Annotated in this window: 27 protein-coding genes and 1 other annotated feature; of the genes, 11 read left to right on the forward strand and 16 right to left on the reverse strand. The window is 37.2% G+C overall.

Going from position 1 to position 26,924, the window contains the following annotated elements; translation table 11 throughout:
- Positions 1–62: 62 nt before the first annotated feature.
- Positions 63–446: a hypothetical protein gene (locus ACB089_RS20775; RefSeq protein WP_374963729.1), complete on the reverse strand. Its 384-nt coding sequence runs from the start codon at positions 444–446 to the stop codon at positions 63–65.
- Between the two features lie 144 nt (positions 447–590).
- On the opposite strand from ACB089_RS20775, the gene ACB089_RS20780 reads away from it, so the two are divergent.
- From ACB089_RS20780 to ACB089_RS20795, 4 genes are all read left to right on the forward strand, one after another.
- Entirely contained in the window at positions 591–1,178 is a 588-nt protein-coding gene (locus tag ACB089_RS20780; RefSeq protein WP_368636973.1) for a CYTH domain-containing protein, read from the forward strand.
- Between the two features lie 32 nt (positions 1,179–1,210).
- The gene (locus tag ACB089_RS20785) at positions 1,211–1,999 is read left to right on the forward strand and encodes a lytic transglycosylase domain-containing protein (RefSeq protein WP_374963730.1); all 789 of its coding nucleotides are present in this window, start codon (positions 1,211–1,213) and stop codon (positions 1,997–1,999) included.
- A 219-nt stretch (positions 2,000–2,218) separates the two neighbouring features.
- Complete coding sequence (locus ACB089_RS20790) at positions 2,219–2,626, forward strand: globin (RefSeq protein WP_068983445.1); 408 nt, start codon at positions 2,219–2,221, stop codon at positions 2,624–2,626.
- The gene (locus ACB089_RS20795; RefSeq protein ID WP_368636975.1) at positions 2,619–3,428 is read left to right on the forward strand and encodes a DsbA family protein; all 810 of its coding nucleotides are present in this window, start codon (positions 2,619–2,621) and stop codon (positions 3,426–3,428) included. Before ACB089_RS20790 ends, ACB089_RS20795 begins: the two co-directional genes overlap by 8 nt.
- 441 nt (positions 3,429–3,869) lie before the next feature.
- Here ACB089_RS20795 and ACB089_RS20800 read toward each other — a convergent pair whose 3' ends face one another.
- The 4 genes from ACB089_RS20800 to ACB089_RS20815 all read right to left on the reverse strand — a co-directional run bounded on the left by ACB089_RS20800 (position 3,870) and on the right by ACB089_RS20815 (position 6,579).
- A complete protein-coding gene (locus ACB089_RS20800) occupies positions 3,870–4,592 on the reverse strand; it encodes an anti-sigma factor domain-containing protein (RefSeq protein ID WP_374963731.1) in 723 nt (240 codons plus the stop codon).
- Positions 4,589–5,134, reverse strand: coding sequence for an RNA polymerase sigma factor (locus ACB089_RS20805; RefSeq protein WP_374963732.1), 546 nt, complete (start codon positions 5,132–5,134; stop codon positions 4,589–4,591). Before ACB089_RS20805 ends, ACB089_RS20800 begins: the two co-directional genes overlap by 4 nt.
- A 114-nt stretch (positions 5,135–5,248) precedes the next feature.
- The gene (locus ACB089_RS20810) at positions 5,249–5,737 is read right to left on the reverse strand and encodes a hypothetical protein (RefSeq protein WP_374963733.1); all 489 of its coding nucleotides are present in this window, start codon (positions 5,735–5,737) and stop codon (positions 5,249–5,251) included.
- A 38-nt stretch (positions 5,738–5,775) separates the two neighbouring features.
- Positions 5,776–6,579, reverse strand: a complete 804-nt coding sequence (locus ACB089_RS20815) for an extracellular solute-binding protein (protein ID WP_374963734.1) — start codon at positions 6,577–6,579, stop codon at positions 5,776–5,778.
- 402 nt (positions 6,580–6,981) lie between these two features.
- On the opposite strand from ACB089_RS20815, the gene ACB089_RS20820 reads away from it, so the two are divergent.
- The gene (locus tag ACB089_RS20820; protein WP_374963735.1) at positions 6,982–7,887 is read left to right on the forward strand and encodes a LysR family transcriptional regulator; all 906 of its coding nucleotides are present in this window, start codon (positions 6,982–6,984) and stop codon (positions 7,885–7,887) included.
- Positions 7,888–8,034: 147 nt separating this feature from the next.
- Here the strand turns inward: ACB089_RS20820 and ACB089_RS20825 are convergent, their stop codons facing one another.
- On the reverse strand, positions 8,035–8,502 hold the full coding sequence (locus ACB089_RS20825) for a 2,4'-dihydroxyacetophenone dioxygenase family protein (RefSeq protein WP_368636980.1): 468 nt from the start codon (positions 8,500–8,502) through the stop codon (positions 8,035–8,037).
- Between the two features lie 228 nt (positions 8,503–8,730).
- Between ACB089_RS20825 and ACB089_RS20830 the strand changes: the two genes are divergently transcribed.
- A complete protein-coding gene (locus ACB089_RS20830; protein ID WP_374963736.1) occupies positions 8,731–8,901 on the forward strand; it encodes a potassium channel family protein in 171 nt (56 codons plus the stop codon).
- Positions 8,902–9,345: 444 nt separating this feature from the next.
- Here the strand turns inward: ACB089_RS20830 and pepF are convergent, their stop codons facing one another.
- Positions 9,346–11,160 carry an oligoendopeptidase F gene (pepF, locus tag ACB089_RS20835; RefSeq protein WP_374963737.1) on the reverse strand — a complete coding sequence of 605 codons (1,815 nt, stop codon included), beginning with the start codon at positions 11,158–11,160 and terminating at the stop codon, positions 9,346–9,348.
- A gap of 48 nt (positions 11,161–11,208) precedes the next feature.
- Complete coding sequence (locus ACB089_RS20840; RefSeq protein WP_374963738.1) at positions 11,209–12,330, reverse strand: competence protein CoiA; 1,122 nt, start codon at positions 12,328–12,330, stop codon at positions 11,209–11,211.
- A 185-nt stretch (positions 12,331–12,515) separates the two neighbouring features.
- On the opposite strand from ACB089_RS20840, the gene ACB089_RS20845 reads away from it, so the two are divergent.
- Entirely contained in the window at positions 12,516–12,734 is a 219-nt protein-coding gene (locus ACB089_RS20845; protein ID WP_374963739.1) for a hypothetical protein, read from the forward strand.
- A gap of 160 nt (positions 12,735–12,894) precedes the next feature.
- Here ACB089_RS20845 and mecA read toward each other — a convergent pair whose 3' ends face one another.
- Together mecA and spxA are read right to left on the reverse strand one after the other, a co-directional pair.
- Complete coding sequence (gene mecA / locus ACB089_RS20850) at positions 12,895–13,563, reverse strand: adaptor protein MecA (protein ID WP_368636983.1); 669 nt, start codon at positions 13,561–13,563, stop codon at positions 12,895–12,897.
- A 434-nt stretch (positions 13,564–13,997) separates the two neighbouring features.
- A complete protein-coding gene (gene spxA / locus ACB089_RS20855; protein ID WP_068983509.1) occupies positions 13,998–14,393 on the reverse strand; it encodes a transcriptional regulator SpxA in 396 nt (131 codons plus the stop codon).
- A gap of 527 nt (positions 14,394–14,920) precedes the next feature.
- Positions 14,921–15,154: a binding site (T-box leader), on the forward strand.
- A 90-nt stretch (positions 15,155–15,244) separates the two neighbouring features.
- Here spxA and trpS point away from each other — a divergent pair.
- On the forward strand, positions 15,245–16,234 hold the full coding sequence (gene trpS / locus ACB089_RS20860) for a tryptophan--tRNA ligase (RefSeq protein WP_374963740.1): 990 nt from the start codon (positions 15,245–15,247) through the stop codon (positions 16,232–16,234).
- Between the two features lie 694 nt (positions 16,235–16,928).
- Here the strand turns inward: trpS and fabF are convergent.
- The 3 genes from fabF to ACB089_RS20875 all read right to left on the reverse strand — a co-directional run bounded on the left by fabF (position 16,929) and on the right by ACB089_RS20875 (position 20,247).
- Positions 16,929–18,170 carry a beta-ketoacyl-ACP synthase II gene (fabF, locus tag ACB089_RS20865; protein ID WP_374963741.1) on the reverse strand — a complete coding sequence of 414 codons (1,242 nt, stop codon included), beginning with the start codon at positions 18,168–18,170 and terminating at the stop codon, positions 16,929–16,931.
- A gap of 30 nt (positions 18,171–18,200) precedes the next feature.
- Positions 18,201–19,139: a beta-ketoacyl-ACP synthase III gene (locus ACB089_RS20870; protein WP_374963742.1), complete on the reverse strand. Its 939-nt coding sequence runs from the start codon at positions 19,137–19,139 to the stop codon at positions 18,201–18,203.
- A gap of 736 nt (positions 19,140–19,875) precedes the next feature.
- Complete coding sequence (locus tag ACB089_RS20875) at positions 19,876–20,247, reverse strand: hypothetical protein (protein WP_374963743.1); 372 nt, start codon at positions 20,245–20,247, stop codon at positions 19,876–19,878.
- A gap of 458 nt (positions 20,248–20,705) precedes the next feature.
- Between ACB089_RS20875 and ACB089_RS20880 the strand changes: the two genes are divergently transcribed.
- The gene (locus ACB089_RS20880; RefSeq protein WP_068983461.1) at positions 20,706–20,900 is read left to right on the forward strand and encodes a YjzD family protein; all 195 of its coding nucleotides are present in this window, start codon (positions 20,706–20,708) and stop codon (positions 20,898–20,900) included.
- A gap of 51 nt (positions 20,901–20,951) precedes the next feature.
- On the opposite strand, the gene ACB089_RS20885 is transcribed toward ACB089_RS20880, so the two are convergent.
- On the reverse strand, positions 20,952–23,078 hold the full coding sequence (locus ACB089_RS20885) for an ATP-dependent Clp protease ATP-binding subunit (RefSeq protein WP_374963744.1): 2,127 nt from the start codon (positions 23,076–23,078) through the stop codon (positions 20,952–20,954).
- Between the two features lie 271 nt (positions 23,079–23,349).
- Between ACB089_RS20885 and ACB089_RS20890 the strand changes: the two genes are divergently transcribed.
- Positions 23,350–24,036, forward strand: a complete 687-nt coding sequence (locus tag ACB089_RS20890; protein ID WP_374963745.1) for a Crp/Fnr family transcriptional regulator — start codon at positions 23,350–23,352, stop codon at positions 24,034–24,036.
- A gap of 812 nt (positions 24,037–24,848) precedes the next feature.
- On the opposite strand, the gene ACB089_RS20895 is transcribed toward ACB089_RS20890, so the two are convergent.
- Together ACB089_RS20895 and ACB089_RS20900 are read right to left on the reverse strand one after the other, a co-directional pair.
- Positions 24,849–25,157, reverse strand: coding sequence for a metal-sulfur cluster assembly factor (locus tag ACB089_RS20895; protein ID WP_374963746.1), 309 nt, complete (start codon positions 25,155–25,157; stop codon positions 24,849–24,851).
- Between the two features lie 53 nt (positions 25,158–25,210).
- Positions 25,211–25,975, reverse strand: a complete 765-nt coding sequence (locus ACB089_RS20900) for a prolyl oligopeptidase family serine peptidase (protein WP_374963747.1) — start codon at positions 25,973–25,975, stop codon at positions 25,211–25,213.
- Between the two features lie 121 nt (positions 25,976–26,096).
- On the opposite strand from ACB089_RS20900, the gene ACB089_RS20905 reads away from it, so the two are divergent.
- The gene (locus ACB089_RS20905) at positions 26,097–26,906 is read left to right on the forward strand and encodes a Cof-type HAD-IIB family hydrolase (RefSeq protein ID WP_368636995.1); all 810 of its coding nucleotides are present in this window, start codon (positions 26,097–26,099) and stop codon (positions 26,904–26,906) included.
- Positions 26,907–26,924: the final 18 nt, after the last annotated feature.

Below are 26,924 nucleotides of genomic sequence, written 5' to 3' on the forward strand. Positions count from 1 at the left end.
CACAAAAACCTCCCGACATTCGGTATCGAACAAAACCAACACCGTCTGTTCGTTTTGTCTTTTTATTCAGCGAGAATTGTCTTGAAGTGTTGTTCCACTGCTTGGACAAATTCCGCCCCGTAATTGTAATTTCCTTCAATATTATACACGAGCATTTCTAATTCATCGTAAAAATTGGTAAGTTCAATAACTTCTTCACCTAGTTGCAGCTTTGGATTTTTCTTTTTTTGTAAAATATGTACAAGTTGATCCCAACTACTCGGTGGAAAACGCAAGTAATGATAATTTTCTCCTGCATCAAGTAAATAAATAAACGCAAAGTCATCAGAATCTGCAATTAGTTGTGCAGCAGGTTTTAACTGTAAATTTTCATCAATGTCGTTTAAACTAAAATGAAGTTGCTCGTTTTCAAAATTCAATGTTTCTATTATATAAATTTTACGCACAGGCCGTTCCCCTTTTTTTCATACTCTTCCTCTTATTTTAGCATACAGGGTAAATAGTTGCAGTGTGTAAATATTAACGAATTAAACTTTTCTTTCTTCTAATCAACACATTTGAAAAAATTTAAACTAAACAGGTGATCATATATGGCACAACAACTTGAAATAGAATTTAAAAACCTCTTAACAAAACAACAATACGAGCATTTATTGCAAGAGTTCAACATTCCCGAAAATGCTATTCATCGTCAAACAAATCATTATTTCGACACACCTTCCCAAGCTATTCGGAAATTACAAAGCGGGCTTCGTATTAGACAAATCGACAAATATTATGAATGTACATTAAAAGAAAAAAGTGCAGAGCATGCACATTTAGAAACAACAGATGAAATAACTGCTGAGCAGGCAAACAAAATGCTTGTAGGAGAAGGTTTTTATGCCAAAGAGGTAGCAAAAAGACTAGCACTATTTCACATTCCTTTAGAAAATTTGGAAGTTTTCGGTTCACTGACAACGGATCGTGTCGAAATACCTTATAGAGATGGTCTTCTAGTATTTGACCACTCTTTCTATTTGCAGTGCGACGATTATGAGGTAGAATATGAATCAAAAGATGCAATAAAAGGAAATGCAATCTTCGACGAATTTCTACAGCAATATGGTATTGAAAAACGGTCTGCAGATAAAAAAATCGCACGTTTTATGCAAGCATTACAAATGGATAAAAAATAATACTAATAGCTTAAGAAAGGGTGACCAACTCCTTGGATATCCAATCAATCAGAACTTTACTTGAAATTCAAGCATTGCAAACACTAGGCTCTACAGAAAATTCATCGTCTAACAATCTTACAGACAGTAATTCTATGTTTTCAGACATGATTAGCGAATTACTTGGCGGTGCAACAACTGCTAATAGTGCAAAATTGTCCAGTTTACTCGGAAGTGCATCAAGCATCTCTTCATCGATCAACCAATTTAGTAGTTCAAATGGGTTGTTTGAAAACATGCAAAATAGTGGGTACCAATCATTGCTCTATAATGGTTCTAATGCCGTCTATATCCCTGATTCTGTACAGGCAGCATTAGCAAACACACAATCTAGTACAAAACTAGACACCTATGTTTCAGATAATGTCATTGGTTCAACAGCGTATGCCAATGCATTAACAGGGGCGAACCAATATGCTTCGATTATTGAAAAGGCAGCAGCTACATATAATGTACCCGAGAAACTTATCGCTGCCGTAATCAAGCAAGAGTCTAATTTTAATCCAACAGTGGTTAGTCACGCTGGAGCACAAGGTTTAATGCAATTAATGCCAAAAACAGCACAGTATTTAGGGGTTACTAACGCTTTTGATCCTGAGCAAAATATTATGGCTGGGGCAAAATATTTACGCCAAATGCTAGATAAATTCGATAATGATCCAACGTTAGCGTTAGCTGCCTATAACGCAGGAGCTTCTCGCGTTACAAAGTATGGTGGCGTTCCTCCTTTCAAAGAAACACAGAATTATGTCAAAAAAGTGATGAATTACTACACTGCTTAATCGCATAATCACTGTTATTACAATCTTTTTCAGCAAATTTCACCCTTTGTGGTGAAATTTGTTCTTTTCTAGCGAAAAACAATTCCAAAGAGCGGTTTGTTTGTGTTAACGAAAAGACGTTGATAGAATGAAGGTAGTCACAAGAAATTCACATTTTTGAAGATGACCGAGTATAAAATTGTACTTTACGATATAAAGACTTGAAGGAGCATTTAACTTATGAGTAGAAAATACACTGTTCCTTATGAGGAGCTGGGAGCTGAAAAACTTTCAGAGCTAATTCATGCATTCTATAAAAGAGTTGCTCAGCATCCTGATCTTATTCCAATCTTTCCGGAAGATTTGACAGAGACAGCCCGCAAGCAAATTCAATTTCAAACACAGTATTTAGGTGGACCAAATCTTTTTACTGAGGAACATGGACATCCAATGATGCGTGCACGTCATATGAATTTTCCAATTACACCCGATCGTGCTCAAGCTTGGCTCGAATGTATGTCCGAAGCAATGGATGAAGTTGGTTTAGAAGGGAAGTTCCGTGAAACTTATTATCAACGTTTAGTATTAACAGCTCATCACATGATTAATACACCAAATGACGATGAGGGGGAATTGTTACGTGAATAATATTCAAATGTTGCAAGCACCAACTCCTGAGATTTCTACTGCTAATAAGCCAATTGAATTGTATATTTTCGTAGATCCACTTTGTCCTGAAGCTTTTAATATACAAGCCATTCTTCGTAAATTACAGCTAGAGTATAATCATTACTTTACATGGCGCCTTGTGCTAAGCACAGAGCTTACCTCTTTAAATTGTTTAAGTAAGCGCGTAAAGGGGTGTGTATCAGGCATTGAACTCGACATAAATCACCCTGTTTTACCATCTATCGCTATTAAAGCAGCAGAGTTACAGGGCAAACGTGCCGGAGCGCGCTATTTGTCGAAACTACAAGAATATGTATTACTAAACCATCAAGATGTTAATTCCTATGCTACGCTGTTAAAAATTGCGGAGGATGTTCAATTAGACATGAATGAATTTTCTGTAGACTTTGGGTCGAAGGAAACAGCACGTGCCTTCCAATGTGATTTATATATGAAACGTGAAATGGAAGTTGATGAAGTGCCTAGTATTGTATTTTTCAATGAATGTATTGAAGATGAGGGACTTAAAGTTAGTGGTAGCTATTCCTATGACGTTTATGAACATATTTTACAAGAGATGATGGATGAACAGCTTGTGCGTCAACCATTACCAACAATGGAAGAGCTATTTGTAAAATTCCATACACTTTCAACACATGAAGTAGCTTTTATCTATTCATTAACAGAACAAACAGCAGAACGCGAATTAAAAAAACGTATGCTGCAACAAAAGATTGAACGAATTCAGACAGATGACGCTACATTATGGCGTATTAAATAATGCAATTATACTCTTATTCTAAAAAATAGAGGGCTTATCCGATAAGTCACTAAAAATAAAGCAAGTGAAGAAACTACTCTTCACTTGCTTTTGTTTGTTGTCCTAATAATTAACGTTCTCTCGGATTATTCAAACTCAACGAAAATAAATAAACAACCTCATCTATCATCTTATCAATATCCGGATTAATATGCTCATTTAGATATGGTAATGTCAATTGGAAAACTAAAATTGACGAAAGCAATGAGTAGAAAAAATTCGCTGTATATTTAAAGTTCCTTTTTATACCTGTATTGTCTTTTCCACCATCATTTATAAGCTGTTATTACAGTCCACTGGTATTTTAATTCCTTGTCACTAACATTAGCAAATTCTAATAAACCTAACGAATATTTTTTATTAATAGCATTTTTAAAAATATCTGTTCTTTTCTGTTACCATCTATGAGCCGGCTATTTTTTCTCCCTTAGGCTGGCTGCTGTTGGCGTCCGGTTCGACAGTGATACCGATTTGATCAAAAGTCTGCCCTTCAGCGAGCTGGTAGGTCAGTATGCCGGATCCGTTTTCATCTGGCTTGAATATGCCGCTATTTTCCCTTGTGCCATTTTTCAGCAGCCAAACCTGGTAAACCTGTGAGCCTTCGACGCCTGGTAATTCGTGAACCTGCACCACCAAATTTTTCTCAGATCCCTGCTGGACAATATATGCGATGCCGTTTGTTCCCGTGTGGCTTTGATTTGCTGCCTTTAAGGGAATGGTCGTTAAAATCTCAATGGGTATATTTTCAGCATGGCGATTTTCCCCCTGTACATTCGCTATTCCAAGGCCAATAATAGCGAACAACAAGACGACCAAGATACTGGTTGAAACTGGAGTGAAATGGCTTTTGAGCTTCATCGCAAGCTTACTCATCTTAGCCATGAATGTTTCCGTATCGCTTTTCGTTTTTTGATCAAAAACAAACCCCAGCACCTCGCCTTTTAGCGATTCAGGCACCGCGATTTCGGTATAATCAAACGGCAAAGCATGCCAGGCCTGGGACAATTCCTGATATTCTTTCTCACATTTCGTACAATTCTTTAAATGTTCAACAAAGGCTATGCGTTCGCTCTCCTTGAGCTCATTTGCTATATATGGAATTAAATGATCACAATCCCTTCTCATTTTATATCCTCCAATTCCAGATGCTTCCTCAGACCTTTAAGTGCTTGGTGCAACCTGCTTTTAATCGTGCCGAGCGGCTCTTGTTCCAGCTTGGCGATCTCTGAAAGAGAATAGCCTTTCCAATAAAGCAAATCGATTAATTTTCTTTGCGCCGTCGGCAATTTGTTTTTCGCCATCTCAATATCATTCGTATTTACTCGTTGCTCGATTACATTGGCAAAGTCGGCGATCTCTTCATGTTCCTCTTGATAGTGTTGCGTATGCCTCTTCTCTTTGCGGTGGTAGTCAATGCAAATATTGCGAGTAATCGTGAGGAGCCAATTGACAAAGCTGCCTTGAGCGGGATCGTATTGGCTGTTTGTTGTCCATAGCCTCAAAAAGACCAACTGAATAATCTCTTTCGTCTTATCCTCATTCCCATTACAAAACTTCATTACAAAGCCGTAAACAAGCTTTATATATCGATCATACAGCTCCTCTAATGCGTGACCGTGTTTTTCGTTTACCAATATCATTAATTCCGCATCGTAATTTTCTTTCATGTGGCACTCCCTGCTATTGGATAAAAATATATTCTTTCGGTACAAAAGACACTTACTGAAAGAAGTTAAAAGTAAAGATGGGAACGACCGCGATTGATCGTTCCCTGGGCAGGCTTACTTAAATTCTGTTTTGCTATTTACGATAAACCATACATCTTTTACTCCTTGTCCATTTACATCCCCTGTTTGCTGGTCTTTAGCAAAATAATACAGAGGAAAGCCTTTGTAAGTGACTTGCTTCTTACCGTCGTCTGCTCTTGTGATTGTACCGAAATCCTTTTTGTCAAAACCTTCTGGGACACCGAAATCTTCCTGAGTAAATGCCGGCCAGGTTGCTATGCAGTCTCCATTACAATTGCTTTTTCCTGCTTCATCCTTCTTAAAGTAATACAGCGTCTTTCCCTGTGAATCTGCTAGGTATTCTCCAACTTTGTCATTCTTCAAAAGCTGAAGGCTGTCAGCCGGGGCTTGTTCCGATTTAGTTTGTTCCGTTTGGGCTTGATCGGGTTGATCCGTCTCTGTTTTTTCCTCAGTGCTTTTTCCACAGGCAGCCAAAACAAAAATAATTGATAGTAATGTAAGGGTAAAAATTCCTTTTTTCATGTATATTCCTCCTAGTTTTTCAGATTTAAGGATCTTCCTTATTTCCATCCCCATTTTTGAAAGATTTGATGACCTTCTTCCGTTTTTAAATACTCAATAAATTGCTGTGCCTCTTTTTTCTGATCGGTGATTTTCGTCAGGGCGATCGGCGTTCCACGATAGAGCTTCTCTTCTTCGGGAAGTTCGACTAGGTCGGTCACATCCTTAAGTCGGTAATGCCATGATTCATAAGTAATCCAGGCGTCTAGGCTAGAATTCGATTTCCATAGTTCAATGGCTTCAGCACTCGACTTTACAGAAAGGTTAATATTTTGAGAAATACCTTCGATTATCCCTTTTCTGCCTGCCATGTCTTCCCACAAGCCGAGCTGACCAGCTCCATTCACATCGAGTATTTTGACTCCATCTTTCGTTAAATCCTCCAGGCTTTCAATCTTCTTTGGATTTCCTTTCCTCACCAATATTCCTGCAGCACGCGGGTAAAGCTCCGTTCGTGATTTAGTGTCAATCATTTCGGGATGGTTAAAGATGAAGTCCTGCAGCATATATTCGGAGCCACCGAAAATAATATCTGCATCTTGCTTTGCCTGGCTGATCCATTTGCCCTCTGGTCCGGCTGTTACTTCCACCTTTATTCCCGTTTCAATTGAAAAATGTTCAGCAGCTTCCTTGATTGGTCCAAGTGGTCCGCCTGGTCCGTACACCCGGATAACATGATCACTTTGAACGGAATTTGGTGTCGCCTGGGACGCCTGCTTACTGTCCATTTTTGCATTGGCTGACAATCCGGTAGCCGCAATAACAAAGAGCAGTAAAGCTGATAGAAACAAGGTCTTCTTCATGATTATTCCTCCATTTTATATATGTTTTTGAACGGTACTATCAAAGGAAACGAAGGGAGGCTGCAAACGGTTTGATTATAATTTCAAATTAGTTAGAAAGTTTCATAAATAAGATCAATTATGCTTCGGCATATTGCGTCTGGAATCGGCCTTGTGCTTTTTTAATATACGCAATAATCATCGCGGCACTTACAGGCTATGATACTGCCTCTAGATGGCTAACAAGGGCAGATTAGTTGAAGAAGGATTTATCTATTCTTAGGAGAACTTATATATTTAATAGTAAAATTATTTAGCCAAAGACGGTATACCTACTAAATCTTGTATATGTTACCGGTTTTCATTCCCAATCTAACACGATATATTTTGATAAGCATTTTTTAATAGACAAGGAGAAAAACTATGAACTTTGAACAATTACTATATATTGTTGAAGTGACAAAACACAATTCACTCTCTATAGCAGCTCAGAATCTTTATGTGACTCAATCAGCTATTAGCCAATCTATTACTAGTTTAGAAAAGGAATTGGGATTAAAAATTTTACATCGCTCAAGGGGACACGGTGCTGTGCCAACCGATGAAGGTAGAATCATTCTGAAACAAGCCTACGAAGTGTTAAGAAAATTGGAGGAAATCAAAGAGACCGCCCTCTCATTTAATTCCATGGTAGAAGGAGAACTAAAAGTATCTTCAATACCAGGATTGACAACGATTCTAGTAAAGGCTTTGGCTGCTTTTAAACAAGATTACCCTCAAGTAAATGTAGAAATAAACGAAAAAAGCAGCTCTTCTGTGATTGAAGATGTTCGCCAGCATCAGATCGACATCGGACTGATTGCCTATTCACCAGACTGGAACATAAACATGGAAGGAATAGCTTTTGAATCACTATTTGAAGGAAAACAGAAAATCTATGTTTCTAAACATTCTCCTTTAGCGTTTACAGGCGCCATATCTTCACATGAGATACTAGATCAAACGCTCGTTACATATTATGGTGAATTTATGCAATACTTTGTTCATGATTTCTTTAACAAATACCAGCCCATGAAAATCCTATTTACATCAAACAATTTGGACGGCATTCTCCAAGCTATCAATGAAAGTTTGGCTATTACATTCGCTCCTGATTTCATCATGAAAAATTATCCACCCGTCATAAACGGAGAGATAATTCCCGTTGATTTGGTAAATCATAGAGGTCTCAATATTTCTTTTGGATTAGTTCTATCTGAAGATAAACATATATCCATTTTACTAAACAAGTATATTCATTATCTAAAATCTGAAATTACGAAAATATAAGAGAAAAAGAGTTGCCACTTCGTCTTATGGAAGGGCTTCTCTTTTTTATCAATCTAACTAATAATTATGCCTCGGCATAATTGCGTCTGGAATCGGCTTTGTAGCTGACGCTTTGCTTTCGCTACAAAAGACTTTTGCTGAAAGAAGTTAAAATTGAGTCACATCTATAGGTGTAATTCCCTCAGCTTCACAATGATCATGGTATTTTTCCAATAATGACTTCCAATTATCTCTAGCAATAATTTCTCCATTTTCATTCACATAGTCTAATGTTGCCTCAACAATATTTAACGTAATAACCTCTTCATCTCCTAGAGATTCAGGTGTGTGTTGGGATCCAGCAGGCTCATAAACTACATCCCCAGCGTTAGAAACCCAATCATTCTCCATATATCTCCAAGAACCACTAATGGTATACACAATAACCGTTCCAGGATGGAAATGTGTAGGAAGCTGTATCCCCGCAGGAACTTTTAACAGAGTAATAGTTTGTCCTGTTACTGGATTAACTTTAAGTAACTTAAAATGAGCCACCCCAAAATAAGAAACCCACGGTAAATCATCTGGGCAAATATTACCTGCATCATATACTTCTACAGCTTTTACATTACTCATTTAAAATCCCCCTCGTCCAATGTAAGTTATAAAATTCGCACATTGATAATGTTTACACTAGGAAGCTCATTAACTATTGCGAATTCGTAATTTTTAGTATATTTATAATTATCAATTTATTCAAATTATGATTTTTAATGTGCAGTTTAATTACATTAATATATACATGCAATTCCCTTACGATTATCATAATGGCTTTTTGATTTGGGCATTTCCTAATTTGAATGTATGCCAATACCGATTGCTATAGTTGAACCGGCGATTGAAACTTACGCTGAAGCGTTGTGGTGGGGTTTGATTACAATAACTACAGTTGGATATGGAGATATTGCGCCTGTTACCGGATTAGGTAGATTAACGGCTACTGTATTGCTAATGGTAGGAGATTGGGATGATTGATATATGATGATTTGTTATAAAAGCGTCTAGCCGGAACGGGAATGAATCCCTCGTTTTGCCGAAGAACCATACTTTATTTAATACGACACCTTAAATCGACATAAAAAAACAAAAAAATAAAAGAAGCGCCACTATCCTCGACAGATAGTGACGCCTCTCTTTCACAAAGGGGATGGGAGAAATGTTCACGTTCAAACAAAGGGGTGTATGTTTGTTTTGTGATTTATTTCACAAGAATCACTTTATCACGGAATAATTAATATAGCAATGATACTGATGCTAGATTCACAAATTTGTCAAATAGAAAGCGATTACAGACAGTATTTTTCCAAGATGAGCGCTTTTAAACTTATAGAAATCAAAAAAAATCATTATCCATTATTTTTTAAACGCTCCACTTATCATAGAAAAAAGGCTGTAGTAAAATTCCTACAGCCTTGCTAATTAATTATTCAACAATAATTTTTCTAACTCATTTAGGCGTTCTTCAAATACTTTACATGCATCATCAATCGGTTTTGCCACGTTCATGTCAACACCGGCCGCCTTTAATACATCAATTGGGAAATTAGAGCAACCTGCTTTTAAGAAGTTATTAATATAACGTTCTACAGCTGGTGTACCCTCTTCTAAAATCTGTTGACTTAATGCGGTTGCCGCTGATTTACCTGTAGCATATTGATACACATAGTAATTATAGTAGAAGTGTGGAATACGAGCCCATTCTAAGCCGATTTCCTGATCAACGACGATATCCTCACCAAAGTACTTTTTATTTAAATCATAGTAAACCTCTGTTAAACGTTCTGCTGTTAAAGATTCACCATTCTTATCCATTTGGTGGATAAGGTGTTCAAATTCAGCAAACATTGTTTGTCTGAAAACTGTACTTCTGAAACCGTCTAACCAATGATTCAATAAATAAATTTTCTGTTGAGGGTCTTCAATTGTTTTCAGTAAATAATCATTTAACAGTTCTTCATTACATGTTGAAGCCACTTCAGCCACAAAAATAGAATAATCGCCATAAACAAACGGCTGGTTTTTACGTGAATAATAACTGTGTACACTATGACCAAATTCATGAGCTAGTGTAAACAGGTTATTAACGTTGTCTTGCCAATTCATTAAGATGTATGGATTTGTCCCATAGGCACCTGAAGAGTACGCACCACTGCGTTTCCCTTTGTTTTCTAAGACATCTACCCAACGGTTATCAAGACCACTTTTCACAATACCTTGGTATTCCTCACCAAGTGGCGCTAAAGACTTTACTAAAATATCCTTCGCTTCGTCGTAAGTGATTTTCATATCGACTTCCTTAACGAGTGGTGCAAATAAATCCCACATATGCAGTTCGTTCACGCCTAATAGTTTTTTCCGTAATGAAATATAGCGCTGCATAGCTGGCAAATGCTTATGGATTGTTTCCACTAATTGATCATAAACATTTTCTGGAATAAAATTATTAGACATGGCAGCATGGCGAGCAGAATCATAATTACGAATACGTGCGCTGACATTATGTTTTTTTACATTGCCCGTTAATGTAGCAGCAAATGTATTTTTAAAGTTGCCATAAGTTTCGTACATAGCTTTAAAGGCATTTTCACGAACAGTGCGATCTTTGCTTTCTAAGAACTTAATATAGTTACCGTGTGTTAGCTGCACTTCTTCCCCCTCTTCATTTTTCACCTTAGGGAATACCATATCAGCGTTATTTAACATACTAAATGTATTTGAAGCGGTACCTGTAACCTCAGTCATTTGGGCAAGTAATGCTTCCTGCTCTGCCGGTAATACATGCGGACGTGCCATTGTTATTTCTTTTAAAGATTGTTTATACAGTTGTAAATCTTTATTTTCTGCTAAGTAACTTTCTATTGTTTCTTCATTCAATGATAAAATCTCTGGTGTTAAAAACGATAGGGCAGCTGAGATACTAGTCGCCAATGTTTGAATACGACTATTCATATCCTGGTAAGAGCTATTTGTCGTATCTTGGTCATTACGCATATGGGCATACGTGTAAAGCTTCATTGTGCGTTCATAAATATCATCGTGATAAGTAAGAACCGCTAATAAAGCATTTGCACCATTTTTTAATGTACCTGCATAGCTAGGTGCCTTTTTGGAAATTTCCGCTACTTCCTTGTACTCCTCTTCCCATAGAGCGTCCGTTGCAAATATATCCTCCAAGCGCCAAGTTAATTCTTCTGGAACTTCATTTCTTAATAAAACTTCATTGTTACTAGCCATATGCCAGCCCCCTTTATATGTGAGTTTTTCCTATACTCTCATATTTTCTCAGTATATTGTGGCAATTGCAAATAAATGTGCGTACACTTGCTCACAAATATCCGGAAAACAATCATTTTTTTGATAACTTTTCGCTGTCACCATTCCATAGTTTTTTATGGCCTGTACAGCACGATCTGTAATCTCTACATTTTGTTGGCGTAAAAACAAGTGAATATCTCTCTCATCCATCTCATGGGGGAGTAATTGCAAACCTCGACAAAAATAATGTAAAATCGTTTGCCACTCAATAGAAAATAGTGGAATCGCTTCCGCATCTTTCACAGGAACACCTACGTAATCAGGCATAGCTGTTAAAGACAAGCGTAACTCGTAACTACATCGTAAAAATGAATCTCGCGCCCCTTTTTTACTATGTATTAATCGCTGATACACGAATTGCTTACAATGCTTTTTATAAAGCTGCCAATAAAGACGAAATTCCTCTTTCGTTATTGATGTAGGCTGATAAAATGGAAAATGTTGCTTGTGAATAGCTAATTCCTGTACTTTGCCTATAAAAGTATGCCCATGAACATGAAGAAGATTCGTCCAATAAATAAATCTCGATGTCTTTGCATCATAGCTCACTAAATAAGACAGGCCTTGCGCTGTAGTAGTAATCATTTTTTGCATAATGGGAGAAATAAAAATCTTTTGTATACCTTGTGTGGATTGTCTTTGAGGTGTTTGAAAAAGCCACAATGGCTGTATAGAATTTTTCTCATATCCAGATGTACGCAATAGCCACTTTTCATGAGAAATTGCGCTACATTGAAATTCGATAGCAATTTGCTGTTGCTCTTTTATCAAAAGCAAATCTGGTCGCTGTGAAAGCTTCGGTAAATAAGGCTCCAACTTTACTGTATGCCCGAGTTTTCTCAGCCATTCAAATAATTGAATTTTTCCTTGATAATGCAGTTTTGATTCACCCTCTGAAAATAACTGTACACAGCTATTATTAGCAATATGAGCAAAATGAGGAATATTATATTTACCTATCTTTAATTGGACAGGCTGTAGGCATTGGGGACAATAAAATTTCATCTGTTGCCTAGACTGTTGTAAAGCTTCCCTTGAATATTGATATGGGAGAAAAAGCTGCTGTTGCTCGTTATAAGCACTAAGCATAAAATCATCTCCTTTTTGACTAATTGTAAAGGAGTGTTTTTATAGCAACAAATAAATAACGGCTTTTTCTTGAAATTTTAAAAATGCCACCTTATCAATTATGCCTCGGCATAATTGCGTCCGGAATCGGCCAGAGCTATTTGGCCAGCATATGTTTTTGCGCGAAAGCGAAGCGGCAGCGGCAGATGTTTTTTGCGCGAAAGTGCAGTGCTAACGTAGCGACAGCGGCAGATGTTTTTGTGCGAAAGCGCAGTGCCAACGTAGCGGCAGCGGCAACAAGGTTTTATCTGTGCGAAAGCGTAGTGCTAACCGTAGCGTCAGCAACAAGGTTTTATCTGCGCGAAAGCGAAGCGGCAGCGGCAACAACACGACGTTGGTCACTCAGGCGTTTTCATAGGATGTGAAGCTCTTAGCCTGAGTTCTTCTATTTCAGCAGGAGTATCGGAGCTTCATCATAAATTGTATTGTTATCTAAACAAATATTAAAATAAAAAGACTGTAAACAATCTTGAATCTCATCAAGTTTGTTTACAGTCTATGCCTCTGAATCAGAGGAAAATTGGTTTAAATAAAATATTTTCGTACTGTTTCAAAGCAATTAAACTCCATAATTTTTTCGCCATATTCCTCTAGGCGATGGATTGTGAAATTCGATGGTATTAAAAATTCTTTAATGACTGCATTTCTATCGTGGCGATTTAAGTCATCATCTGCGTTCGCAAAGTCTACTACTAAGTAGTACCAACCTTCATATTTAAATAATGAGGAATCCACTAATTCATCTGTCATGCGTTTCGCTACAGGGATTAACTCATCAATGTCTTTAAATTTATAAACATAAATGTCTGTATCCATAAATAATTCTGACTCATCTATGTCACCAAATTGAGTTAGTTGACTGAGAAGATCCTCTCCAACGTCGTCGAATGGGCCAAACATATCTTTGTGTTCATCAAAATGTGACTGACCATCTAAGGATTCACCGTCTTTTAAAATATGTGCACGTGTGACAATGATTTCCAAGCCTACTTCAGACGCATTGATATGAATCCAAATCGGACCCTCTACATCAAAATAATCCTCCGTGTTTACTTCATCAATCATATCCCAAAAAAGTTGTTCACCCTTTGCTCGATTGTACCAAATTTCTTCACGACTATAGCCGCGATCCTCTATATCATTGTACGTAATAAAGAGCTTGAGTGTATTTTCGTTTACACGTTCGATGTCCACTAGACCTCATCTCCCTTCACTGTCATTTGTCGAAAAACAGTTTTGTTCCATTAGTATGCTATTATTCATTGTTTTTAACCTCATACTCCATTTTGTTTTTCAACCTTTGACCACACTACAGTAAAACCATAGAGCAACCGAAATCAAAAATAATTGTCCACAGTTGCCTCTAATTCTATTGTATGCTGTTCTGTCATAAAATGAAAAGGATATACACCGTTTCACAGAAGATATTTGAATTATTGAAATTGTAGTAAACTATTAAATTTAAATCAAGTTTAACATACTTTTACGGAAATATATGACTTTTACCTACTAATTATTATACTTTATATAGATGGTTTTACATAAGTAAAACATAAAAAAATAGATGTCACAATATGCTTGTTGCATTTGTAACACCTAATACTTATTTTATGCAGAATACGGAGTTATTAGTTCACCATACGTTGTGCTTCTTGTAATTGATAAGCCCGAACCTTACGAGGTAGGAAACGACGAATTTCATCCTCGTTGTAACCAACCTGTAGTCGTTTCTCATCTAAAATAATTGGACGACGTAATAAACCTGGATACTCTTGAATTAATTCATATAAGCGTTGTAAAGGTAAACTTTCAACATCAACATTTAATTTTTGGAAAATCTTCGAGCGAGTTGAAATAATTTCATCCGTACCATCCTCTGTCATACGTAAAATTTCTTTTATTTCACGAATGCTTAACGGTTCGGAAAATATATTACGTTCTGTATATGGGATTTCATGTTCCTCTAACCATGCTTTCGCTTTTCGGCAAGACGTACAACTTGGTGATGTAAATAAAGTTACTATCATACTGACACATCCTTTCCATTTAATCATTATCTATAGACCAGTGTGTTAAATTAGAATTAATGTAATGTAAATCTACATACCCATTATACAGTACTCTATTGTATTTGAATATAGTCCCAATAAAAAAAAGAATAACTTTATCACTAAATATTCTGTCTATATTTACACATCATGCAAAGTAGTTCCTTCATTGCATGGCTAATGTGTTACTACTAATATTCCCATTCTCAGAGCATTTTAAACACCCTTTAATGAATGGCTCTTGTTCTCATTTAAAAATCTTAAACGAGAATAATGTCAATTCAGTGTGTACAAATCTAGACGTATATTTACCAAAATTGGTTGCTTTTCTAACACAAAAGAACAGTAAAAATAGCATATAAGCTTTTTTCGAAAAAAAACACCGCCAAAAGTCTGACTTTACACACTTGCAATCCACCGAGCCTTTATAATATAATTCTTTGCAACAAATCAATAATGTCTTTGGCGAATTCGCTCCGCTATCTAGACAGTTATTGTATTAAATAAAAACGCTGACGAAGAGTAGTACATATGCAATTTGCACGTTTAGAGAGTCTGTGGTTGCTGCAAACAGATCGTGTAAGCATATGGAATGGACTTCTGAGTTAGCTTTGTGAACGACTAGGTATCCTTACTTGTGTCTATTAGCAAAGCTCGTCCCTTCACGTTACGAAGCAAAGTGGCCGTTTTAGGCAAGCTGGGTGGTACCGCGGATTCAAACATCATTCGTCCCTTCATTAGAAAAACTAATGAGGACGCATGATGTTTTTTATTTCGGTACTTATGTAAAAACGTCTAAGGGACTTAAATTCAAGGAGGAAATGACAATGACAACTATTTTTTCAGGCGTACAGCCAACGGGTATTGTAACTTTAGGGAACTATTTAGGTGCTTTTAAGCAATTCCCTGCCTTACAAGATGAAGGAGATGCTGTTTATTGTATCGTCGATCAGCATGCAATAACAGTGGCTCAAGATCCAAAAGAATTACGTCAAAATATTCGCAACCTAGCAGCTACGTATATTGCTACTGGCATCGACCCTAAAAAATCTACATTATTTATTCAATCAGAAGTACCAGCTCATGCACAGGCAGGCTGGATGTTACAATGTGTAGCATCGATTGGTGAGCTTGAACGTATGACACAGTTCAAGGATAAATCTCATGGTAAAGAAAGTGTTTCTGCAGCTCTTTTAACATATCCACCATTAATGGCAGCAGACATCCTTTTGTATAACACAAACATCGTTCCGGTTGGTGATGACCAGAAACAGCATATTGAGCTTACTCGTGATCTTGCAGAACGCTTCAACAAACGTTATGGTGATGTATTAACGATTCCTGAAATTCAATTACCAAAAGCAGGAGCTCGTATTAAATCACTTCAAGAGCCAACAAAGAAAATGAGTAAATCAGATCCAAATACAAAAGCTACAATTAAGCTTTTAGATTCAGCGAAAGATATTGAGAAAAAAATTAAATCAGCTGTTACTGACTCTGATGGTATTGTGGCATTTGATGTGGAAAATAAACCTGGTGTTTCTAATTTACTAACAATCGAGTCTGCCATTTCAGGCGTATCTATTGATGATCTTGTTAAAAAATACGAAGGCGTTGGCTACGGTGGTTTCAAGCAAGGTGTTGCATCAGCAGTTATTGATCACCTTACACCAATTCAAGAGAAGTTCTACACTTTAGTAGAATCCTCAGAATTAGATACTATTTTAGATGAAGGTGCTGAAAAGGCAAACGCTATTGCTAGCGCTACATTAAAACGCATGGAAGAAGCAATGGGCCTTGGTCGTGCACGTCGCTAAAAGAAAACGGAATGGATCCCTCCAAATGTTGTAGCTTTGGCGAAACTGATTGTAAGAGCTTGGCCAAAAAGAGAGTAAGAGAAGAGTCACATTTTATCCTTTATGTCTAGAGTTTTTTCAAAACCAAGATCAAAAACAATAGCACATAACACAATGGCTGATCCAATTGCCATATAAAATTCTGTTGTATGCACCATGAATTTAAAAACAACGATCCAGGAATATCCGAGTGTCCGATAATTCAAATACAATATGAGATTCCCTAATGAGAGAATCAATAGGCCGTAGCATATTAAAAATAAAAAGAGTCGGAACATGTTAAGGGCATCCTTTCTATTTCTTCTTACTTATCATCTATTCACAAAACTATAAAAAAAGACGTCAGCCACGTAAAAATTGGGCTGACGTTTTTTATGTTGTTGAAAAACTAAGTCAATAAAATTACTGTCCGTTAATGCGAAATAAATTTTACCAGTTAATTAAAGTGTCATCATATTAAATAAAGTAAGTCTCTTCTACAAAATGAGGGGTTGATTTCCGTTCTGTAGCAAAATGCCTTTATATGCGAAAACATAGCGGCAGTAACAAAAGATGTACAATCGCTTGACTGCTATAAGTCAATTCTGCCCCGATTGGTGAAGACAAATAAACAGTGGGAGATGAAGATCCCCCACTGTTTAAAGTGTTATTTTATTTATTCCTCGATTTTTTTGAATAGAAGACTAGCGTTGTGTCCACCAAAACCAAGCGAGTTACTCATAGCATATTTAATATCTGCCTCACGAGCTTCATTTGGTACATAATCTAAATCACATTCTGGATCTGGATCTGTTAAATTCATTGTTGGTGGTAAAATGCCTTCTTTCAGTGCTAGCGCTGTGAAAATAGCTTCAACACCACCAGCTGCACCTAATAAATGACCTGTCATTGATTTTGTAGAACTCATTGCAAGTTTATAAGCATGTTCACCAAAGGCAGTTTTTACAGCTTGTGTTTCAAAAAGATCATTATATGGCGTACTTGTTCCATGTGCATTAATATAGTCAACTTGTGAAGGCTCTATTCCGCCATCAGCTAATGCTTGTAACATTGCGCGTGCGGCACCTTCTCCTTCTGGAGCTGGAGCTGTAATATGGTGAGCGTCACCTGTTGAACCGTAGCCAAGAACTTCTGCATAGATTTTTGCCCCACGTGCTTTTGCGTGCTCATACTCTTCTAGAACGACAATACCTGCACCCTCCCCGATAATAAAACCATCGCGATTTTTATCGAATGGACGGCAAGCTGTTTGTGGATCTGTATTTAAAGATAAAGCAGTATTTGCACAGAAGCCTGCCACTGCCATTGTAACGATTGGTGACTCAGCACCGCCAGTAATCATGACATCTGCATCACCACGTTCAACTACTTTAAAAGCATCACCAATTGAATTTGTACCTGAAGCACAAGCAGTTACCGAGCAAGAGTTAATGCCTTTTGCACCAAGGTGAATTGATACTTGGCCTGAAGCCATATCAGGAATCATCATTGGAATGAAGAATGGACTAACACGTCTTGCGCCACGTTCTTGGAATGTTGTAAATTGTTGTTCATATGTTTCCATACCACCGATACCCGAACCAATCCATACACCTGCGCGTGGTGCTAGCTCTTCATCGATAGTTAGTTGTGCATCTTCCATCGCCATGATGGACGCTGCTAGGGCATAATGTGTAAAGCGATCCATTTTGCGAGCTTCTTTACGTTCGATATACTTTTCAATATCAAAGTCTTTCACTTCAGCGGCAATTTTCGCTGCGAATTGATCTTTATTTAAACGTGTTAACTCGCCAATACCAGATTTTCCACCTTTAATATTAGCCCATGTTTCTTCGATGCTATTTCCTAGTGGTGTAACTGCGCCAATCCCTGTAATTACTACTCGTCGTTTACTCATTGTCTTACTCCCCTCAAGCATTTTTAGTTATTATTTTCCCCATCTCATTGCAACGGCGCCCCATGTTAAGCCACCGCCAAATCCAACAAGTACTAATAAATCATCATCTTTTATCTTACCTGCTTCAAGCTCATCTACCAAGGAAATACCAATAGACGCTGCTGACGTATTACCATATTTGTGAATCGTTTTTGACATTTTTTCTGGTGGCAGCTCTAGACGCTCACGAGCTGATTCCATAATTCGAATATTCGCCTGATGCGGCACTAAAAAATCTACGTCATCTTTTGTTAAACCTGCTTTATCTAACACAGTTACTGCAGATTCACCCATTTGACGTACTGCAAACTTAAATACTTCACGGCCATTCATAGCGATTGTGTCCTGCTGTGTTAAAGACAAATGCTTCCCACCTGTACCATCAGCTCCAAGCTCAAATGATAAAATACCTCTACCTTCTGATACTGGACCAACAATTGCTGCACTTGCACCGTCACCGAATAACACTGCCGTATTGCGATCTTCCCAATCAAGTACCTTCGACAGCTTTTCAACACCTACTACTAAGACATATTTATAAGCATTTGCTTCTACAAATTGCTTTGCTGTCACTAAACTATATATAAATCCTGCACAAGCAGCTGCTTGGTCCATCGCAGCTGCATTAACTGCTCCAATTTGTTCCTGAACCATACATGCTACACTTGGAAAATTTTGATTTTGTGTTACAGTTGCTACTAGAATTAAGCCTATTTCTTCAGGTGTAATACCCGCATTTGCAATAGCCTCTTTTGCAGCAGCTACTGCTAAATCTGAAGTTTCCTGATCATCTGCAGCAAAATGACGCTCTTCAATCCCCGTACGAGTTCGAATCCATTCATCCGAAGTGTCCATAATTTTTTCTAAATCAAAATTTGTAACGACCTTCTCCGGAACGTATTTGCCTATTCCTATAATACCAGCGTTCATAAAGCAACCCCTCCGCTTTCTTACTATCAATTATTAGTAACTGGTCATAATTATAACTCATAATGAAGGAATGGTGCAAGATGATTTGAAATCACCGTCTTAAAGCTAGCAATATCAAGGGATTTAGTGATATGTACAATTTTGGCTCATCACTATAACGTGAGGCTGAAAAATTTAATAATGGCGGATAATGAAAAAAAGCTGCACATAAATCTGCAGCTTTACCATCCTTGCTAACATATATAATCAACAACGCAAAAGTCGATATCGTAAAAAGATATAAGGTGGCTCTCGCATTGGTCGGCCTACATCCAATCTATTCTCTAATAGGTTGTTAAGGATCACGTTTTCTTTGGAACTCTTAGTACTCTGAAGAAATCGCTTAATAGGTTGTAGCACAGAAGGCTTCAAACGACGTGTTGTACGTTTCTTTTTGTTAGGTGTGCTACCGTAGTTGTGCCAATGTAATAGTAGACGCCTTAATCGTCTGGTGTTGCGGTGGTGTTTTTGGTTCAATAAACAACGTTGAATAATACGCATCCGCAATGGTAATCAAGTAAATCACAAAAAGTAATTGTTTCGTTCAATAGTTCAAAATTTATTTCTCCCTTTTTTCAGTTCTATCAATTCGAATTGTCTAGTTATAATACGAATGGTACGTAAAAAGGTTTCAAATTAAAAAGGACCAACGCACAGAAGAACCCAATCAGCCACCTCGGTTTGCGATCGCTTAGAACTACAACATTGGTTTGAATAATAAATAACCATACGCTAAACCTTTTACTGCATAAAATAAAATTGGAGCGAGTATGAACCATGCGAATTTTTCATCCAATACTTCAACTTTTTCTTTACTAGTCTTTTTCTCTATAACTTTTTCAATTACTAAAACAATGATAATAATCATACCTGCCAACAATAATGAAAAAATCATTTTCCACATTAGTGTAGAAGCTAAGAAAAGATAAACTTCCGGGAACAGTAGGAAATCGAAAATAGGTATGAACCAATCGAATATTTTACCATCTAAAATACTCTCTATTGATGGTTGTTCGTTTGTTAGTTGCCTTTTAACTTCTTTAATAATTTCTTTTAAAAAATCTCTCATTCTCTTTCCACCCATATCTTTTTTATATTTCCAATTATTTCTACGGAACTAAAAGTGAAAAGTTTCGCTGGAGATCTTAAAACTACCACTTAAGATATAACAAAAGACCACTCATCTTTAAACTGGCACATTGAAAAGAGCTTGATTAATTTGACAAAAGGATCTCACTGTATCCGAATACCATTGCTGTAATGAAGATCAGTGGCAGGATGAATTAAAGTTAATGCTTTTTGCCTCAATTCGATTCGGCTACGACACTCCCCTGCATCAAACATTTGCAGCGTCTTCTAATTTCGGTGATCCTATTGAAATTGCATTAATAAAAAAAGTAAGATTATCGTTGTGACAAAATCGACATGTTTCACAGAAAAGGTTCTTTTTTTTTCGATTTATGTTATGATATGATAATGAATATGTAGTAAAATACTATGATAAAAAGTTCGGTTGAGGTGAAATTAATGCAATATATCGTAACATTCATATGGTCATTCCTACTAGTTTCAATGTTAAACTACGTAGTAAGCTCTGTACTTGGCGTACCATTTGATTTCCAAACGGGTGCAATCTTATCAGTTGCATTCTCAATTCTTATTTTCATTATTGGTGCAGTCATTCCAAACGAGCCAACTCCAGAAGCTGCAGATCATCATTAATTCAAACAAGAAAAAACCTGTTCCGCATCGTGCGAAACAGGTTTTTTCTTGTTATTTTTCAACAACACATTGACCGTCATGCATTCTAATATGCAATGTTTCTCCTGGTAATACTTCACCACGTAGCAATTCCTTTGCAACTGCCGTTTCAATATAACGTTGTACGAAGCGTTTTAATGGTCTTGCGCCAAACTGAGCATCCGCTCCTTGTTCGACAACCCAATCAATTACATCTTGTTCTACTTGTAAAGTAATATCTTGCTCTGCAACTCGTTTTATAAGCTGTTCGACATATTTCCAAGCAATCGCTGTAAAGTGCTCACCTGATAATGCATGGAACATAATAATATCATCCATACGATTTAACAGCTCTGGTTTAAAGTGCTGTCGCAGTGCAGCCATCACTAAATCCTCAACTGCTCCATCGTCTTCTTTTGCTTCCATCAAATAGCTTGAGCCAATGTTAGAGGTTAAAATAACCACCGTGTTCGTAAAGTTGACCATACGACCTTGACTATCAGTAATGCGACCATCATCTAAAATTTGTAATAAAATATTCGCGACATCTGGGTGTGCCTTTTCAATTTCATCTAGTAATACAACTGAATATGGATTACGGCGAACAGCTTCCGTTAATTGTCCACCTTCCTCATAACCAACATAACCTGGAGGTGCCCCTACAAGACGTGATACGCTATGTTTCTCCATATATTCACTCATATCAATGCGAATAAAATGATCCTCGGAATCAAACAGCTGTGCCGCTAATGCCTTGGCAAGCTCTGTTTTACCAACACCAGTTGGTCCTAAGAATAAAAAGCTACCAATTGGTCGATGCGGATCTTTAATACCAGCTCGAGCGCGCCATACTGCTTCAGTGACTAGTTGTACAGCATTATCTTGTCCAACTACTCGCTCATGCAATGTATCTTTTAAGCGCAATAATTTCTCGCGCTCTCCCTCCACTAATTTTGTAACAGGTATTCCTGTCCAACGTGAAACAATAGATGCGATTTCATCAGCTGTTACCTCTTCACGTAAAATACGTGATTCTATGCCATTCTCTAATTGTTTCTCCATCTCTTGTATATCCTTTTCAAGAGTAGGAATTTTCCCATGACGTAGTTCAGCTGCTTTATTTAAATCATATTTACTTTCTGCTTCATCTAAGTCACGACGATATTTATTAAGCGTTTCACGTTTTTTCTGAATGCCGTGTAATGCTGCTTTTTCGCTTTCCCATTGTTTCCGCATGCCTTCTGAGGATTCTTTTAGCTTTGTTAATTCCTCACTTAATTGCTCGAGACGCTTTTTACTTGCCTCATCCTTTTCTTTACGCAATGCTTGTTCCTCAATTTCGAGCTGCATAATACGGCGTGTTACTGCATCCAATTCCTGTGGCATAGAATCAATCTCTGTTCGAATCATGGCACATGCTTCATCGATTAAATCAATGGCTTTATCAGGCAAGAAGCGCTCTGTAATATAGCGGTTTGAAAGCTCCGCTGCCGCTACGATAGCACGGTCATGAATACGTACCGCATGATGTAACTCAAAGGGCTCTTTTAAGCCACGCAAAATGGAAACTGTATCCTCAATAGATGGCTCACGCACAAGCACTTGTTGAAAACGACGCTCTAAAGCAGGATCTTTTTCAATATACATACGGTATTCATCTAATGTTGTAGCACCGATACAATGTAACTCACCTCGTGCAAGCATTGGCTTTAACATATTCCCAGCATCCATTGCACCATCCGTTTTACCTGCACCAACAATTGTATGAATTTCATCAATAAATAAAATGATACGCCCTTCAGATTCCTTCACTTCTTTAAGTACACCTTTTAAGCGTTCTTCAAATTGACCTCGATAACTTGCACCTGCTATTAAAGCACTCATATCAAGCTCGTATAATACGCAATCTTTTAATCCCTCGGGTACATCCCCTTTTACAATACGTTGAGCTAACCCTTCTACAATTGCTGTTTTACCGACGCCTGGCTCACCGATTAAGACAGGATTATTTTTTGTTTTACGCGTTAAAATACGAATAACATTACGAATTTCTTCATCACGACCGATAACCGGGTCCATTTTTCCGTTTTTAACTTCTTCAATTAAATTACGTCCAAATTGCTCTAATGGTTTTTTATTATCTGTTTGTTGAAATTGCATAATTAGCACTCCTTTTCAATAATGTTAGCGGAATCCCGTTTACCATTCTTGTTCACGAAAAATGTTTGACCTTTTTTGACTAACTTTATTTTACAACACACGACAAACCTAAGCAAAGAATAAGCTCTAAAATTCCTTCACTTCTAACTGAAAAGTTAAGTTATAATAAAAGTATGTTTCTTAGATTTAGTATCGAAATTATTCACCATCCTTTTGTAGTAAACAGCCATTTATTACAAAAAGAAAGCGATGTGTTGGAGATATGGTTATAATGGATAAAATACAAGAGCAATTTCACGATCTTTTCCAAAAGCACGGTGTTTTTACGAAAGTGAATAAGGATCATAAAATTTTTTTAGAAGGCGAACGTGCGAAAGAAATATATTATATTAAAACTGGAGCTATCTCGATTAGTCAGGAAACTGAGAACGGGAAGGAATTAACAATTCGAATTTGTGGTCCGAATAGTATTATTGGTGAAGGCTCTTTGTTTTGTAACTTGACGTATCATTCCATGACCGCTAAAGTATTAGAACCCTCTAGTTTATATGTTCTAAGCCGTAAATCATTGGAACTTTTATTAGTAGAACAACCTAATTTAATGGTGGAATATATGAAGTGGTTGCAAATAGAAAATTTAAAGCATCAAAGTCGTTTGCGTGATTTAGTTTTAAACGGTAAAAAAGGTGCTTTATTTTCAACGCTTATCCGTCTTACAAATACTTATGGTAAGCCTTTAGAAAATGGCAATATTTTTATTGATTTCCCGTTAACAAATACTGAAATCGCTAATTTATGTGCGACGAGTAGAGAGATGATCAATCGCATGCTCAATGATTTAAAGAAGCAAAATATTCTTTCCTTTGAAAAAGGTTATATAACAGTTCACGACGTCCAAATTTTAAAGGATGAAATTGCTTGTGAAAATTGTCCGTTACAAATATGTCGTATCGATTAATACGCTACACACAAAATCCCCGCTTATGAGTTATAAGCGGGGATTTCATATAATGGTCAAGGAAATCATTGTGAATATTATAATATTTAAATGAGGGGGATTTCCGTTCCAGGCTACTCGCTTTCCTGTGGGCGAGCGTCGAGCCGCTTCCTCCACTAAAGGAACGAAGGCTAAGTGCGTCACGTCCTGTGACAATGCCTTCGTGACCAACATCGTGTTGGCCTCAGGGTCTCGCCTGTCTCGCTTTCCCACGGGAGTCGAGTAGCCTTCCACTCCAATCAGCGATAGTGTAGAACTTTTATAAATTTTTGTATTTCAAAAGTGAATGCTATGGAAACTTATCCATAATCAAACAGAAGAATCTTATAACAGTAATGCTATTGTACACCTAATCTTGCTGACGCTCCGCTTTCGCACATAAAACATTGCTGAAGTTTCGTTTTATAGCTATAAATTAAAAGTAACATGCCAGAAGATACATACTAAGAGAAGTTGTTGATTGGAGTGGAGGCTGGGCGACTCCTTGGGGATTAGCGATAGAGGAACGAAGGCTAATACCATCACGTCCTGTGATAACGCCTTCGTGACCAACATCCTGTTGCCCCGAGACCTGGAGCGAGCAACGCGAGTGAAGCGGCTCATCGGACGCCCCCAGGAAAGCGCCCAGTCGGAACGGAAATCAACCTCTCGTTTTGCAGAAGAGCCATACTTTTAATATGACACCTTAATTTCATTGACATAATAGTTTTTCGACAGCACAAATCCCCGCTCACTGTTGCGAGCGGGGATTTGTTGTTGTGCTTTAAGCGGACTTATCGTACACCTAATGCCATTTTTGCATAGCGTGACATTCTATCTTTTGACCACGGTGGATTCCATACAATATTAACATTTGAACTTTTTACTTCTGGAAGCTCACCTAATGCTGTATTTACTTGATCAACAATAACAGGTCCAAGTGGGCAGCCCATTGAAGTTAGTGTCATAGTAACCGTTGCTACACCTTCTTCATCTAAATCTACATCATATACTAAACCTAAGTTGACGATATCAATACCAAGCTCAGGGTCAATTACATTTTCTAATGCACCGAACATGCTGTCTTTCATATCTTGATCCATCTGTATTTCTCCTTCCATCACAGTGTTAACTTAATCATAGCAGATGCATCTTATTATGCCAAATGCTCTGCAAGCCATTCAGTTGCAACTAACATACCGTCGCGTGATACAGCATGACCTGCTTTTTTATTAGCTAAAAATTTCAAGTCTTCCGGATTTGTTTCATAGTATTGGCATAAAGTTAAATAAAAATGATAGGTATCTTTAAAAGGTACCGTTTTATCTAATTCCCCGTGCCAAAATAGTACAGGCCGTCCTGCAAATTTTTCTGGTGTTAGACTGATATCATATTTAGCTAGAAGCTCATTTATTTGCTGTACCTCTTCTTCGGACATTGACCAGTTAACACCATCATTCGCGAGTTGCTGTAATTGATATTCACCTAATTTAATAAAACCTGGTGCACCCATAAATACTGCTGCTGTTTTAATCCAATCATAAAGCTTTAAGCAGCCCGACGTCACAATTCCACCCATTGATGTACCAGCTATGCCAACTTTATCATTCACTAATAATTGTTTATTCTTTAATTCATTATATAATTGTTCAACTTCATGAATAGAATTTAAAACAATATCCCAAAATTGCAAATTCATTTGCATCTCAGATAGGTCTTCACTACGGTCACCATGTAATTTTGCATCTGGTAATAGGACACGCACCCCTTTACCTACTAATTGATATGCATAATGTAAATTATGTTCTTTTGCACTCATAAAGCCATGTAAGAAAATTACTACCGGGGTTTCTTCATTCATATTTTCAGTATGTATATGTAATAAAGGAATATTCCCCCACATTTCTTTCTCAACAATCATCTTTGTCACTCCCTACTTGTGTCTCAACTTAATGTTAGCAAACTTTTTCCATTGTGACAAAATTTTGACGAATGATGGGCAAAGAGATACTATTCAAACTATAGGAAAGGGGCAATGAGTTATGAAACCACATTTAATCGTTTTAGACTTAGATGGTACGTTATTAACGGACCAACAACAAATTTCAACAAAAACTAAAAATACATTATTGCAGGCAAAGGAACAAGGTCATCAAGTGATGATTGCAACAGGTCGTCCTTATCGTGCAAGCGATATATACTACAAGGAGCTTGACCTGACAACACCCATTGTAAATTTCAATGGAGCATATGTGCATCACCCTAAAAATGCTTCTTGGCACCATAAGCACACACCTATAGATTTAAGTATTGTGCATGATGTCGTCGAATCCATTAATAGCTATGAATACGAAAATATTATTGCGGAGGTTAAGGATGATATTTACGTGCATACAGAGGATGAGAGGATATTAAATATATTTAATATGGGGAATCCAAAAATTACTCTGGGGGATCTATATATCCATTTATTAGACAACCCAACTAGTTTACTGATTCAAGCGAATGAAATGAATTCAATGATTATTCGTGATCATTTACATGCTGTTCATGCAGAGGTCATTGAACATCGTCGCTGGGGTGCGCCATTTCACATTATTGAGATTGTTCGCCGTGGCTTAAATAAAGCAGTGGGTATCGCTCATGTAGCAAAGGATTTAGGTATCCCACGGGAACGTATCATTGCATTTGGTGATGAGGACAATGATTTAGAAATGATTGAATATGCTGGATTAGGAGTTGCAATGGGTAACGGTATACCTACTTTAAAGAATATTGCCAATGAAATTACCACAACAAATAATGACGATGGAATCGCTAAAATACTCATCGATCGCTTGAAATTATCCTAGTTAAGTAGTAAGTTCAAA

This window comes from Lysinibacillus sp. RS10 (genome assembly GCF_041956855.1).
Taxonomy (GTDB): domain Bacteria; phylum Bacillota; class Bacilli; order Bacillales_A; family Planococcaceae; genus Lysinibacillus; species Lysinibacillus xylanilyticus_A.

What these genes read in the sequence shown, in the direction of transcription:
- ACB089_RS20780 (WP_368636973.1), top strand. Translation starts at nt 591, where the DNA reads ATGGCACAACAACTTGAAATAGAATTTAAAAACCTCTTAACAAAACAA.
- ACB089_RS20790 (WP_068983445.1), top strand. Translation starts at nt 2,219, where the DNA reads ATGAGTAGAAAATACACTGTTCCTTATGAGGAGCTGGGAGCTGAAAAA.
- ACB089_RS20800 (WP_374963731.1), bottom strand. Translation starts at nt 4,592, where the DNA reads ATGAGAAGGGATTGTGATCATTTAATTCCATATATAGCAAATGAGCTC.
- ACB089_RS20805 (WP_374963732.1), bottom strand. Translation starts at nt 5,134, where the DNA reads ATGAAAGAAAATTACGATGCGGAATTAATGATATTGGTAAACGAAAAA.
- ACB089_RS20810 (WP_374963733.1), bottom strand. Translation starts at nt 5,737, where the DNA reads ATGAAAAAAGGAATTTTTACCCTTACATTACTATCAATTATTTTTGTT.
- ACB089_RS20815 (WP_374963734.1), bottom strand. Translation starts at nt 6,579, where the DNA reads ATGAAGAAGACCTTGTTTCTATCAGCTTTACTGCTCTTTGTTATTGCG.
- ACB089_RS20820 (WP_374963735.1), top strand. Translation starts at nt 6,982, where the DNA reads ATGAACTTTGAACAATTACTATATATTGTTGAAGTGACAAAACACAAT.
- ACB089_RS20825 (WP_368636980.1), bottom strand. Translation starts at nt 8,502, where the DNA reads ATGAGTAATGTAAAAGCTGTAGAAGTATATGATGCAGGTAATATTTGC.
- ACB089_RS20830 (WP_374963736.1), top strand. Translation starts at nt 8,731, where the DNA reads ATGCCAATACCGATTGCTATAGTTGAACCGGCGATTGAAACTTACGCT.
- pepF (WP_374963737.1), bottom strand. Translation starts at nt 11,160, where the DNA reads ATGGCTAGTAACAATGAAGTTTTATTAAGAAATGAAGTTCCAGAAGAA.
- ACB089_RS20840 (WP_374963738.1), bottom strand. Translation starts at nt 12,330, where the DNA reads ATGCTTAGTGCTTATAACGAGCAACAGCAGCTTTTTCTCCCATATCAA.
- ACB089_RS20845 (WP_374963739.1), top strand. Translation starts at nt 12,516, where the DNA reads ATGTTTTTTGCGCGAAAGTGCAGTGCTAACGTAGCGACAGCGGCAGAT.
- trpS (WP_374963740.1), top strand. Translation starts at nt 15,245, where the DNA reads ATGACAACTATTTTTTCAGGCGTACAGCCAACGGGTATTGTAACTTTA.
- fabF (WP_374963741.1), bottom strand. Translation starts at nt 18,170, where the DNA reads ATGAGTAAACGACGAGTAGTAATTACAGGGATTGGCGCAGTTACACCA.
- ACB089_RS20870 (WP_374963742.1), bottom strand. Translation starts at nt 19,139, where the DNA reads ATGAACGCTGGTATTATAGGAATAGGCAAATACGTTCCGGAGAAGGTC.
- ACB089_RS20875 (WP_374963743.1), bottom strand. Translation starts at nt 20,247, where the DNA reads ATGAGAGATTTTTTAAAAGAAATTATTAAAGAAGTTAAAAGGCAACTA.
- ACB089_RS20880 (WP_068983461.1), top strand. Translation starts at nt 20,706, where the DNA reads ATGCAATATATCGTAACATTCATATGGTCATTCCTACTAGTTTCAATG.
- ACB089_RS20885 (WP_374963744.1), bottom strand. Translation starts at nt 23,078, where the DNA reads ATGCAATTTCAACAAACAGATAATAAAAAACCATTAGAGCAATTTGGA.
- ACB089_RS20890 (WP_374963745.1), top strand. Translation starts at nt 23,350, where the DNA reads ATGGATAAAATACAAGAGCAATTTCACGATCTTTTCCAAAAGCACGGT.
- ACB089_RS20895 (WP_374963746.1), bottom strand. Translation starts at nt 25,157, where the DNA reads ATGGATCAAGATATGAAAGACAGCATGTTCGGTGCATTAGAAAATGTA.
- ACB089_RS20900 (WP_374963747.1), bottom strand. Translation starts at nt 25,975, where the DNA reads ATGATTGTTGAGAAAGAAATGTGGGGGAATATTCCTTTATTACATATA.
- ACB089_RS20905 (WP_368636995.1), top strand. Translation starts at nt 26,097, where the DNA reads ATGAAACCACATTTAATCGTTTTAGACTTAGATGGTACGTTATTAACG.